This is a genomic window from Nocardiopsis salina YIM 90010 (assembly GCF_000341025.1).
GTDB classification, from domain to species: Bacteria; Actinomycetota; Actinomycetes; order Streptosporangiales; family Streptosporangiaceae; genus Nocardiopsis; species Nocardiopsis salina.
In genome coordinates this window covers 48,571-60,059 of sequence record NZ_ANBF01000201.1, presented here as the reverse complement: position 1 = coordinate 60,059, position 11,489 = coordinate 48,571, and the positions used below count along the sequence as shown (strand labels likewise).

Sequence of the window (11,489 nt, the reverse complement as noted above, 5' to 3'; positions counted from 1 at the left end):
ACCCCCGACGAACCACCACCCCCGAGGCAACACCACCCAACACCTCCGAGGCAATGCCCCCACACCCTCACCCGGGACCATCGCCCCCGTCCACAATCCCCAACAACACATCTAGGCTGGACCAGTGAATCGCCAGACCGCTCCCCCCGATGCACTGACCTTCTGGTCCTTCGTGGACTACGCCGTACGCAAGGCCGAGCAGGAACTCCCCGCGGTCGACACCGACGCCATGCGCATGGTGCTGACCCTCAACCGGGCCACCAGCATGGTCGTCTACGACCTGGAGTCCACCGTCCACCGCCCCCGCGGGCTGACCTGGCCCGGGTTCCGTGTCATCTTCGCGCTCTGGTTGGCCGGCCCCATGGAGGCCAAGACCACCGCCGAGATCTCCGGTATGAGCCGGGCTGCCCTGTCCGCCCTGCTCAACACCCTCGAACGCGACGGGTTCATCGTGCGCGCACGGGCCAGTCACGACCGCCGCGCGCTCCAGCTGAGCCTGACGGAGGAGGGTTACGGCGCGATCCTCGGAGGTTTCCGCGCCCACAATCTTCGCGAGAGCGCCTGGGCCCAGGCCCTGGAGCCGGAGGAGCGCACCGAACTGGTACGGCTGCTCAACAAGCTGATGGCCGGATCCACCGACGCCAAGGCCAAGTTCCGCAACTGACGAGGACCACTGCATGCACGCATCCGACGCCCTGCAGCGGGCCCGCGCCCACTTCACCCCGCGCGGCACCTACCTCAACACCGCCTCCCACGGGCTGCTCCCGGGTCCCGCACGCCGGGCGCTGGACGAGCACACCGAGGCCATCGCCACGGGAACGTTCCAACCCTCCCAGGGCGATGCACCCACCGAGCAGGCACGCCAGGCCTACGCACGTCTGGTGGGCCTCAGCCCGGACCGGGTGGCCCTGAGCACCCACACCGCGCAACTGGTCGGCACCATCGCCGCCTCCCTGCCAGAGGGCGCCGAGGTTCTGGCCCCCGAGGGCGAGTTCGCCTCCACCGTGCAACCCCTGGCCCGCACACCCGGCATCCGGGTGCGCGAAGCGCCCCTGTCGGAGCTGACCGAACACGTGCGCCCAGGCACCGATCTGGTCGCCGTTTCGGCCGTCCAGTCCTCCGACGGTTCTCCGGCCCCGTTGGAGGAGATCTCCGCCGCCTGCCGCGACCACGGCGCCCGCCTGCTGGTGGACACCACCCAGTCTGCCGGATGGCTGCCCCTTCCGGCGATACCGATCGACTACACCGTCTGCTCCACCTACAAGTGGCTTCTGGGCCCGCGTGGGACCGCCTTCCTCACCGGAACCCACGAGGCCCTGGCCCTGCTGCGCCCACTGGCCGCCTCCTGGTACGCGACCCAACACCCCTGGGAATCGCTCTACGGGGCCGAAGCCCCGCCCGCCACCGATGCCCGCCGCCTGGACCAGGCCCCGGTCTGGGGCGCGGCCACCGCCCTGGCCCAGAGCCTGCAGGTGCTGGAAGAGGTCGGCCCGGACGCGATCGGTGCCCACAACACGGCCCTGGCCGACCGGGTACGCACCGCACTGGACCTGGAACCGGCCGGGTCGGCGATCGTGTCCCTGCCCGTGTCGGACCGCACCGCCCTGCGCGTGGCCGAGGCCGGCATCACCACCGCCGCCCGGGACGGGCGCATGCGGGCCTCCTTCCACCTGTACAACACCGAGCAGGACACCGACACGCTGCTGCGTGCCCTGCGCTGACCCCCGAGCGGCTGGCGGAACGCCGGTCAGAACACGGTGCCGCAGAAGGCAGCATCGGCCCGGAAGAAGGAGGTGTCCAACCGGGCGACGGTGCCGGATGTGTGCTCGGTGAGCAGCCCCGCACGCAGCGGCCCCAGCAGCGGGCGCCGCCCCAACAGGGCCCCGCCCAGGAACGACACGTCCAGAGTCACGTCGGGGTCGGCGTCGGTGCGCTCCACCCGGGCCCCGTTCGGTCCGGCCTCGACCCGCCAGGTGCCCTCGTTCCAAGGGGCGTAGCGGTCGGCCACCTCCAGGACCGCCTCCACCGGGGCCGCATAGCTGCGCTCGCCCAGCGCCGCGGGCACGTCCACCAGCCGCATCCACAGCGAGTCCACCATCGTCGATTCCAGCCGCTGGTGGTTGGCGAGCAGGTCGTTGAGCGGATCGTCCTGGGCCAGGGAGGCGAACTCCACCCGCGTGACCAGGTCGAAGGAGAACAGGTGCTCGTACAGGGCGGTGTACGCGACCGGGCTCGTGGCCACCGCCTCGACCACGTGCAGCACACTGGCGGACCCCTGCGCCTGCCACCGGCGCTCGGCCCGGTGCAGCGCATAACCCAGCGGGCCCTCGGCCCCGTGCACGACCGACAGGCGCAGCGGCCCCTTGCCGGCGCGCTCGGCCGGGTCGTCCTTGGTCAGGATGTCCCACCACAGCTCGTCCCGGACGAAGCGCCCCACCTGGGTGCGGGCCACTCGGGCGAAGACCTCGGCGGCCTCGTCCCGTGCCGCACCGGCACGGCACAGCTCCACACGCAGGTCGCCGTCGCGAGGCGCGTCGGCACGCAGGCCCGCGTGGTGCACGTCGATACCGGCGATGACCTCGGTGGCGGCCAACCCGTACCCGTAACGCCCGTAGATACCGCTCTCGGAAGCCCACAGCGCGGCGTAGTGCTCACCCGCCTCGTGCAGCTCGGCGATCTGGCGGCGCATCAGCGCACTGAGCACACCCCGGCGCCGGTACGTGGGCCACACACCGACCCCCGTCACCCCTCCCACGCGGCGCACACCTCCGGGCAGGGCCATGTCGAAGGCGTGTGTGCGGGTGGTGCCCACGATGCGCCCGCCCGCGTCGGTGGCGGCCAGGATGCGGCCGTAACCGTTGCGTTCGGGGAAGCGGCGGACGCGCTGCTCGATCTCGTCGGGCAGGGACGGGGCCAGCAGGGAGGTCAGGGCGACCTCGGCGACCTGCGGCAGTTCATCGCGGTCGATGCCGCGTACCGTCCAGGGGGCGACTGTGCTCATGGCGGTGTCGGTGCCTGCGGGCAGGGACGCAGGCACCGGTCTCCTCTCTCGTGCGCGGATGTGCGGGGGGACGTGCTCGTCGGACCTGTGCGGCGGACCCCGGCACCTGCGACGGAAGGTGTCCACCGAAAGGGAGCGGCTCAGAACACGGTGCCGCAGAAGGGGGCAGTGGGCCGGTACAGAGCGGTGTCCAGACGCTCGACGGTACCGGGTTCGTGCTCGGTCAATGTCCCGGCCGCGCGATGGTTGCTCAGGCCGACCTGCCCCATGTAGGAGGCGCCCAGATGTGCGGCATCCAGGCTCACGTCGGGGGCAGCACCGGTGGGCTCGACGGTGGCGCCCTCGGGGCCGGCCCGCAGGCGCCAGGTCCCCTCGTTCCAGGGCGCATAGCGGTCGGTCACCGCCAGGACCGCATCGACGGGGGCGGCCCAGATGCGTTCGGCGAGCGCCCCCGGCAGATCGACGAGTCGCAACCACAGCGAGTCGTAGGGCCCCCGGTGCAGGAGCCGGCCATCGACCAGCACCAGCGGCAAGGGCTCGTCCAGGGGCAGACGGGCGAACTCCACCCGGGCGGTCAGGTCGCAGGAGAACAGGTGCTCGTACAGGTCGATCCGGGCGGCCGGGTCCAGCGCGCCAGCCACACCCCCACCGCAGTGATGCCCGCCACCGGGCGCGGACCCTGTGGCAGGGTCAGCTCCAGTTCCAGGGCCTGGGCGGTGCCCACGACGCGGTGTCCGTCGGTGGCCACCAGGACCCGCCCGTGGTCGGGGACCGGGTGCAGCTCGACATGGCGCCGGAACCCGGCCCGGTCCAGCAGCAGCGCCTCGCTGAGCACCCGGGTGTAGGCGGGGTGGTCGGCCTCGGTGTAGGCACGGACCGTCCAGGCGGGGTCGGGCCCGTGGCCCGCAGAGTCGACCATGGTCGAGGAATATCAGGGCCTGTGCACGAGCGGCCAGTGTTTTTCCGCGCGGTGCAGCACCGCGGGCGCATAGGGCCGGTCTGTGGGGGAAGGCACCGCCACGTGACGACATCGACCCATTCCTGCGGCCCGCTCGTGCTCGGCGTGGACGCCGGCGGAACCGGGACCCGCGCGCTGGTGGCCGCCCCGGACGGAACACGCCTGGGCGAAGCCTTCTCCGGCGGCGCCAACCCCAACTCCCACGGCGTGGACACCGCCGCCCGCCGGCTCGCCGAAGCGGTCGCCGCCGCCCTGGACCGGGCCGGCTCCGACGCCCGCGAGCGCCTGTCGGCCGCGGTCGTGGGACTGGCCGGGGTCTCCGCCCTGGCCGAGCCCTCGGTGCGTGCCCGTATGCACACCGCCCTGGAGCGGGTCGGAACCGGGCTCGGCGCGGTCTTCACCGGCGACGACGAGATCGCCTTCGCCTCGGGCACCCCCGAACCCGACGGCGCGGTCCTCATCGCCGGGACCGGCGCGATCGCCACCCGCATCCGGGACCGCACCCGCACCGACGTCGCCGACGGCCTGGGGTGGCTGGTGGGCGACTCCGGTTCCGGGTTCTGGATCGGACACCGCGCCGCACGCGCCAGCGCACGACAGCTCTCCGAGGGCCGGGAGATCGGCCCCCTGACGCGGGCGGTGCTGGCCCACGCCCTACCCGGCAGCGACGACCAGCCCCCGCGCGAGCGTGCCCGCGCCCTGGCACGGGCGTTGACGGCCGCCCCGCCCATCGGCCTGGCCGAGCTCGCACCCCTGGTCAGCCGGGCCTGCCTGCAGGGCGACCCGCTGGCCCACGACATCGCCGCCCGGGCCGGTGCCCACCTGGCCGCGTCCGTGCGCCAGGTGCACGAACCGGGTGACAGCAGCCCGGTGGTGTTGGCGGGCGGGGTCCTGGCCCACCCGGGCCCGGTGCGCGCCGCACTCGTGCACGATCTCGGCCCCGGGGCCACCGTGGCGACCGCCGGGTGCACGGCCGGGGCGGCCGCCTGGACCGCCGCCGTGCGCGCCGGGGCGCACGCCGCCGACCGGGGGCTGCACGCGGCCTTCACTCTGCAGGACAGGGGCCGGGGGTGAACCCGCCGTGTCCTGCCACGGGCGGTTTGCGGCATCCCCGGTCGCCCTCTACGGTGTACTTGGTTAGGCTAACCTAACTATCACGTCAGGCGGAAAGGAGCACCCGTGGCCGAGCAGAAGCCGCGCAAGAGGACCGTGCACACCGGAACGGTCGCATCGACCCGACGGCTGAGCCCGCACATGGTCCGGATCGTCCTGGGTGGCCCCGGCCTGGACAGGTTCGAGACCAACGGCCACACCGACACCTACGTCAAGCTCCTCTTCCCCACCACCGAGGGCCTGACCACCGCCGACCTCGAACACACCCTCAACAACGCCCCTCGCTCGGAGTGGCCCACCACCCGCACCTACACCGTCCGCCACTGGGACCACCGCGAACGCCTGCTCACCCTCGACTTCGTCACCCACGGCGACACCGGCCTGGCCGGCCCCTGGGCCGAGGCCGCCCGCGAGGGCGACACCCTGCACTTCACGGGCCCCGGCGGCGCCTACAGCCCCTCCCGTGAGGCCGACTGGCACCTGCTCGCCGGCGACGAGAGCGCCCTGCCCGCCATCGCCGCCGCCCTGGAGGACCTGCCCTCCGGCGCGAGCGCCCACGTCTACATCGAGGTCGCCGGCCCCGACGACGAACTCGACCTGCCCGACGGCGAGGGCATCCACCTGCACTGGCTCCACCGCGGCCGCGGCGTGGTCGGCTCCGCACTCGTGCCGGCCGTGCGCGCCCTGGAATTCCCCGCCGGCCGCATCCACGCCTTCGTACACGGAGAGGCCAACGCCGTACGCGACCTGCGCCGCCTGCTACGCATCGAACACACCCTGCCCAAGGAACTGCTGTCGGTCTCCGGCTACTGGCGCCTGGGCCGTAACGAGGACACATGGCAGTCCACCAAGGGCGAATGGCACCGCGGCATCGAGGCCGAGGAGGAAGCCGCCCTGGCCACCCCCGCCGGCTGAACCGCCCCCGTGACAGCACAGCGCCCGCCGGCCCCTGCGACGGGACCGGCGGGCACAGCGTTCTGCGGGCCGGACGCTCACGTCTCCAACCGGTCCAGCGCCGCCAGATACCCCTGCGCGAACGTCGGGAACTGGAAGATCGACCGGCGCAACGTACTCACCGGGATCTGCGCACGCACCGCCAACGCCGCGGTGTGGATCCACTCAGAGGACAGCGGCGCGAACGCCCACGCCCCCACCAGCACCCCCGACGCACGGTCGGCCACCAACCCCAACCGTCCTCGCGGCTCGGCCTCGAAAGTCCACGGGCGGGCCAGCTCCTCACTCAGGTCGACCTCCGAGACCACCACGTCCATCCCGGCCCCGCGCGCCTGCTCCTGCGTCAGACCCACCGCAGCCACCTCCGGATGGCAGAAGACCACCCGCGGAACCCCCGTGTAGTCGGCCCGGTGGTCGGTACCGAGCAGATTGTCGGTGACCACGCGGGCCTGGTAGGACGCCACATGCGTGAACATCGCCCGCCCGGTCAGGTCACCCACGGCCCACAGACCCGGCGCCAGGCGGCACCGCTCGTCCACCGCCACCGCGCCCCCGCCGGTGTCCACACCCACCTCGTCCAGACCCAGCCCCTCCACCCGGGGTCGGCGACCGGCCGCCAACACCATTACGTCGGCCTCCACCCGGGTCCCGTCGTCCAGGTGCGCCACCACCCCGTGCGCGTCACGGCCCACCGCCGAGACCTGTGTACCGGTACGCACGTCGATCCCGTCGCGCTCGAACTGCTCCGAGACCAGCGCGCACAGACGACCGTCCTCACGGTCCAGCAGCCGCGGCCCGCGCTGGACGACCGTGACCCGACTTCCCAGCTCGGCCAAGAACTGGCCCAGCTCCACACCCACGGCGCTGCCGCCCACCACCACCGCCCGCTCGGGGATGGACGTCAGCGTCGTGGCCTCCCGGTTGNCCCACCCCCGCCAGTCCCTCGATCGGCGGCACCACCGGCTGCGAACCGGTCGCCAGCACCACGTGGTCGGCCCGCAGCTCGGTGCCGTTGACCATCACCCGCCAAGGGTCGCGCCCCACCATCCGGGCGCGTCCCTTGAACACACGGGCGCCCTGGTCGCGGTAGCCGTCCACCTGCGCGGAGTCGTCCAGATGACGGATCATCCCGTCGCGGTAGGAACGCAGCGCCTCCCAGTCCAGCTCCGGACGTGAGAGCCCGGCCACCCCGGCCGCCTCCCGCTGCGCCTCGGGTCCGCGCAGCAGCACCTTGGTGGGGATGCACGCGTAGTATCCGCACTCACCCCCGATCAGGTCGGCCTCGGCCACCGCCACCTGTTTGCCCTCGGCCAGCAACCGCGAGGCCACCGCCTCACCGCCGGGCCCCATGCCCACCACGACCGCATCCAGATGTTCCATCGCCTGCCCCCCGTGTGTCCGTCCACCGCATCGATGCTGTCCTTCCCGTGCCGTGCCCGCAGCACCCGACACGCCCTGACACGCGCCACAGCACCGGCGCCGTGGTGTACTTGGCGGCAATCACCCGGCCCTCAGCACACGGGAGGGAGAGCGCCGCCCGGCCCCGCCCCATGTCCACCCAGAGCGTCATCCTCACCCTCGACCTGCTCGGCGTGTTCGCCTTCGCTCTCGACGGAGCCCTCACCGCGATCCGTACCGCACGCGTGGACATCGTCGGGGTCATTGTGCTGGGCGTGGCCACCGCCCTGGGCGGCGGCATCATCCGCGACGTGCTGCTCGGCCAGACCCCCGCCACCTTCCAGGACTGGCGCTACCTGGTCACCGCCCTGGGCGGCGGCGCCCTGGCCTACTTCCTGAGCCGACAGCTGCGCCACCTGGCCACCCCCATCCAGCTCTTCGACGCCGCCGGACTGAGCCTGTTCGCCGTCATCGGCGCCACCAGGGCCCTCGAGCACGGCTTCGGCCCCCTGCAGGCCGTCCTGCTGGGCGTGATCACCGGCGTGGGCGGGGGCACCATCCGCGACGTGCTCCTGAACCGGATCCCGGTCGTGCTCAGCGCCAATTCCCGCCTGTACGCCATCCCCGCCCTGCTCGGCGCGGGCGTGGTCGTGCTCGCCGACACCGTCGGCCTGGACTCGGTCTGGTTCGCCCTCGCCGGCGCGGTGCTGTGCTTCTCGGTGCGTGTGCTGTCCCTGCGCTACAACTGGAACGCCCCGCCACCGCCCGGCGCCCCGCCCGTCTAGAACCCCGGTGCCTGCGCGGCGACCCCGCGCAGCGTCGCGACCATGGCCGGCACCGGCTCGGGCGGACGCCTACGGTGCACCGCGTAGATCTCCCGGGCCGGGGCCACGTCACTGAGCCGACGGCTGACCCACCCCCCGTTGCGCGCCGCGCCCAGGATCGACTGCGGCACCAGTGCAACCCCCACACCCGCCTCGATCAACGCCAACGCCACCTCGTAGTCACGCGTCTCGTAGGCCACCGACAGGCGCACCCCCGCCTCGGCAGCAGCGGTGTCCAGACTGATCCGGTTGTGGATGCCCGGGGCACCGCAGATCCACTCCTCCCCGGCCAGGTCCGCCAACGACAGCGGCCCGTCCGCCAGCGGATGCCCCTGGGGCGCCACAGCGAGCAACGGGTCAACCAGGATGCGTTCACGGTGCAACCCCGAGGTGCGCGGCAACGGCACCCCCGGATACCGGTGGGTGATGAGCAGATCCAGCTCCCCCGAGGTGACCTGGCCGTGCCCGCCCGGGGGTTCGACGTCGAACAGCGACAACCGCACGTGCGGGTGTTGGTGACCGAAGAGCGCCAACGTCTGGGGCAACAGAACCTTGCCCGCACTGGCGAACGCGCCCAGCGACAACTGGCTCGGCTCCTGCCCTCCCACCGCACGCACCGCACGCTCGGCGTCACGCAGTTCCCCGAGCACCCGCTCACCGCGCTCCAGCAGTACACGCCCGGCCTCGGTCAGACTCGCCCCCGTCCGGCCGCGCTCGATCAGCGCCACCCCCACCTCGCGCTCCAACTTGGTGAGCTGCTGTGACAACGCCGGAGGTGTGTAGGACAGGCGTTCGGCGGCTGCGGCGATGGACCCCGCATGGGCGATCTCCACCAGCACACGCACCCGGTTGGCGTCGAGCACAGCACCTCCATGCAGACATGACCTGACGCAAAGTTCTGCTTAATGATCTTTAGCAGCAACAACTTTATGTTAATCCCCAGTAGCGGCACAGTGGAGGCATGAGCCCCGAGACCGCACCCACCACGCTCGCGCCCACCGCCACCGACGTGCGTGCCGCCGCCGAACACATCGCTCCCTACGCCCGCCGCACCCCGGTGATGCACACCGAGATCGACGGACGCCCGCTCACCCTCAAGCTCGAGCACCTGCAGCTGACCGGGGCCTTCAAGCTGCGCGGAGCCCTCAACGCCCTCATCGCCGAGCCCGACACCGACCAGGTCATCACCGCCTCCGGCGGCAACCACGGACTCGGGGTCGCCACCGCCGCACGCCTGCTGGGCAAACACGCCACCGTCTACGTACCCGAGACCGTCCCCGAGGCCAAGGCCGGCCCCCTGGCCGCCACCGGCGCCGAGATCGTGCGCGTGGGCGAGCACTACGCCGTGGCCGCCGAGGCCGCCCGCACCCACGCCGAACGAGACCACGTGCGCTACCTGCATGCCTTCGACGACGCCCTGGTCGTGGCCGGCCAGGGAACCATCGGCCTGGAAGTGGCCGCCGACGCCCCCGAGTGCGACACCGTGGCCGTGGCCGTGGGCGGGGGCGGCCTGGCCGCGGGCGTACGCCTGGGCGCGGGCGGGCGCCGCGTCGTGGGCGCCGAACCCCGCGGCTGCCGCAGCCTGCACGCCGCCCTCGAGGCCGGCCACCCCGTGACCACCCCCGTGGACTCGGTCGCCTCCTCCGCCCTGGGCGCGGCCACACTGGGGCAGGTCCCCTTCGAGGTCCTGCGCACCCACCCCATCACCCCGGCCCTGGTCAGCGACGACGAGATCATCCAGGCCCGAGACCGCCTGTGGAGCGAGCTGCGCATCGCCACCGAACCCGCCGCAGCCGTGCCCTTCGCCGCCTGGCTGGCCGGTCGCGTGCCCGGCCACAACCCCTGCCTGGTCATCTGCGGCGCCAACGCCGACTGGCGCCCCGCCGACTGACCCCGCTGCGGGGTTTCAACCTGCGCCGATACGTACATGGACCTCTACAGGGGGAGGTCCCATGACCACGAACGTCTTCGTCCTCGGGCTCGACGACCACAACCGTCAGGAACTGAGCGCCCTGCCCGGCGACCACCGCATCCACCCACTGCTCGAACTGCAGGAACTGACCACCGGCGAGCTGGACATGCCCGCCCTTCTGGAGCGCGCGGAGCAGCAACTGCAGGCCTTCGACGGCACCGTCGACGCCATCATCGGCTACTGGGACTTTCCCGTCAGCTCTCTGGTACCGCTCCTGTGCGAACCCCGCGGCCTGCCCCACGCACCCCTGGACGCGATCGTGCGCTGCGAACACAAGTACTGGAGCAGGCTCGAACAGCGCACCGTGGTCCCCGAGGCCGTCCCCCGCTTCGCCGAGGTCGACCTCGACCGGCCCGACCCGCCCCAGGACCTGCGTTATCCGTTCTGGCTCAAACCGGTCAAGGCCTTCTCCTCCGAACTGGCCTTCCGCGTGACCGGCGACCAGGAGTACCAGCACGCGCTGCAGCAGCTGCGCGAGGGCGCCGGCCGCGTCGGCGCACCCTTCCAATGGGTCATGGACCGCATCGACCTGCCCGAGGCCATCGCCCGCGCCGGAGGTACCGCCGGCCTGGCCGAGGAGGAGGCCAACGGACGCCAACTCACCGTCGAGGGGTACGTGCACGGCTCCCACCCGCACATCTACGGCATCGTCGACTCCGACTGCTATCCCGGCACCTCCAGCTTTCTGTGCTACGAATATCCCTCCCGGCAGAGCACCCGGGTGAGCGAACGCCTGACCGACCTGACCCGGCGCGTCATCACCCACATGGGCCTGGACAACACCGCCTTCAACGTCGAGTACTTCCACGACCCCGACCGGGACACCCTCACCCTGCTGGAGATCAACCCCCGCCATTCCCAGTCCCACGCGCCCCTGTTCGAGAGCGTGGACGGGCTGGCAAACCACGAGGCGCCCCTGCGCATCGCCCTGGGCGAGGAACCCCGCCACGGCCGCGGCGGCCACTACCCGTTCGCAGCCAAATGGTTCCTGCGCCGCTTCCACGACGGCCTGGTGCGCGCGGCCCCCACCCCCGACCAGGTCCGACGCATCGAACACGACCACCCGGGCGTACACATCGAGATCACCGCCCAACCCGGCCAATACCTCTCCGACCTGGGCGGACAGGACGCCTACAGCTACGAACTCGCCGACGTCTTCGTGGGCGCCGACACCCCGCAGGAGGCCGAGGAGACCTACCGCGCCTGCGCCCGCGCACTCGACTTCGACATCCAGGACACCGACCCCAACACCGCACCGGGGGACTGACG

General features: G+C 72.2%; 11 protein-coding genes and 1 pseudogene. 7 read left to right on the top strand and 5 right to left on the bottom strand.

From position 1 onward, the window contains the following. The first annotated feature begins 124 nt into the window (after positions 1-124). Together D474_RS0123065 and D474_RS0123060 are read left to right on the top strand one after the other, a co-directional pair. On the top strand, positions 125-664 hold the full coding sequence (locus tag D474_RS0123065; RefSeq protein WP_017615846.1) for a MarR family winged helix-turn-helix transcriptional regulator: 540 nt from the start codon (positions 125-127) through the stop codon (positions 662-664). A gap of 13 nt (positions 665-677) precedes the next feature. Further along, positions 678-1,721, top strand: coding sequence for an aminotransferase class V-fold PLP-dependent enzyme (locus D474_RS0123060; RefSeq protein WP_017615845.1), 1,044 nt, complete (start codon positions 678-680; stop codon positions 1,719-1,721). A 26-nt stretch (positions 1,722-1,747) separates the two neighbouring features. On the opposite strand, the gene D474_RS0123055 is transcribed toward D474_RS0123060, so the two are convergent. From D474_RS0123055 to D474_RS33655, 3 genes are all read right to left on the bottom strand, one after another. After that, on the bottom strand, positions 1,748-3,001 hold the full coding sequence (locus tag D474_RS0123055; RefSeq protein WP_040704276.1) for a GNAT family N-acetyltransferase: 1,254 nt from the start codon (positions 2,999-3,001) through the stop codon (positions 1,748-1,750). Positions 3,002-3,141: 140 nt separating this feature from the next. Continuing rightward, positions 3,142-3,642, bottom strand: coding sequence for a sterol carrier protein domain-containing protein (locus tag D474_RS33660; RefSeq protein ID WP_017615843.1), 501 nt, complete (start codon positions 3,640-3,642; stop codon positions 3,142-3,144). Then, entirely contained in the window at positions 3,576-3,920 is a 345-nt protein-coding gene (locus D474_RS33655; RefSeq protein ID WP_017615842.1) for a GNAT family N-acetyltransferase, read from the bottom strand. The genes D474_RS33660 and D474_RS33655 overlap by 67 nt, the downstream gene beginning before the upstream one ends. A gap of 102 nt (positions 3,921-4,022) precedes the next feature. Here D474_RS33655 and D474_RS0123040 point away from each other — a divergent pair, with 102 nt between their 5' ends. Continuing rightward, complete coding sequence (locus D474_RS0123040) at positions 4,023-5,033, top strand: N-acetylglucosamine kinase (RefSeq protein WP_193374045.1); 1,011 nt, start codon at positions 4,023-4,025, stop codon at positions 5,031-5,033. Positions 5,034-5,138: 105 nt separating this feature from the next. Then, positions 5,139-5,987: a siderophore-interacting protein gene (locus D474_RS0123035; RefSeq protein WP_017615840.1), complete on the top strand. Its 849-nt coding sequence runs from the start codon at positions 5,139-5,141 to the stop codon at positions 5,985-5,987. A 77-nt stretch (positions 5,988-6,064) separates the two neighbouring features. On the opposite strand, the pseudogene D474_RS29765 reads toward D474_RS0123035, so the two are convergent. Then, positions 6,065-7,406: pseudogene (locus D474_RS29765) on the bottom strand (dihydrolipoyl dehydrogenase family protein). A 170-nt stretch (positions 7,407-7,576) separates the two neighbouring features. Between D474_RS29765 and D474_RS0123025 the strand changes: the two are divergent. Next, the gene (locus D474_RS0123025) at positions 7,577-8,209 is read left to right on the top strand and encodes a trimeric intracellular cation channel family protein (RefSeq protein ID WP_017615839.1); all 633 of its coding nucleotides are present in this window, start codon (positions 7,577-7,579) and stop codon (positions 8,207-8,209) included. Here D474_RS0123025 and D474_RS0123020 read toward each other — a convergent pair. Next, the gene (locus tag D474_RS0123020) at positions 8,206-9,111 is read right to left on the bottom strand and encodes a LysR family transcriptional regulator (protein WP_017615838.1); all 906 of its coding nucleotides are present in this window, start codon (positions 9,109-9,111) and stop codon (positions 8,206-8,208) included. The two genes, D474_RS0123025 and D474_RS0123020, sit on opposite strands and share 4 nt — an antisense overlap. Before the next feature lie 98 nt (positions 9,112-9,209). Between D474_RS0123020 and D474_RS0123015 the strand changes: the two genes are divergently transcribed. Both D474_RS0123015 and D474_RS0123010 read left to right on the top strand, forming a co-directional pair. Beyond that, positions 9,210-10,139 carry a threonine/serine dehydratase gene (locus tag D474_RS0123015; protein WP_017615837.1) on the top strand — a complete coding sequence of 310 codons (930 nt, stop codon included), beginning with the start codon at positions 9,210-9,212 and terminating at the stop codon, positions 10,137-10,139. 61 nt (positions 10,140-10,200) lie between these two features. Continuing rightward, positions 10,201-11,487: an ATP-grasp domain-containing protein gene (locus D474_RS0123010; protein WP_017615836.1), complete on the top strand. Its 1,287-nt coding sequence runs from the start codon at positions 10,201-10,203 to the stop codon at positions 11,485-11,487. The last annotated feature ends 2 nt before the right edge of the window (positions 11,488-11,489 follow it).

Bases quoted from the DNA above. Each gene is read 5' to 3' on its own strand.
- D474_RS0123060 (WP_017615845.1), top strand. From the start codon at position 678: ATGCACGCATCCGACGCCCTGCAGCGGGCCCGCGCCCACTTCACCCCG.
- D474_RS0123055 (WP_040704276.1), bottom strand. From the start codon at position 3,001: ATGAGCACAGTCGCCCCCTGGACGGTACGCGGCATCGACCGCGATGAA.
- D474_RS33655 (WP_017615842.1), bottom strand. From the start codon at position 3,920: ATGGTCGACTCTGCGGGCCACGGGCCCGACCCCGCCTGGACGGTCCGT.
- D474_RS0123025 (WP_017615839.1), top strand. From the start codon at position 7,577: ATGTCCACCCAGAGCGTCATCCTCACCCTCGACCTGCTCGGCGTGTTC.
- D474_RS0123015 (WP_017615837.1), top strand. From the start codon at position 9,210: ATGAGCCCCGAGACCGCACCCACCACGCTCGCGCCCACCGCCACCGAC.
- D474_RS0123010 (WP_017615836.1), top strand. From the start codon at position 10,201: ATGACCACGAACGTCTTCGTCCTCGGGCTCGACGACCACAACCGTCAG.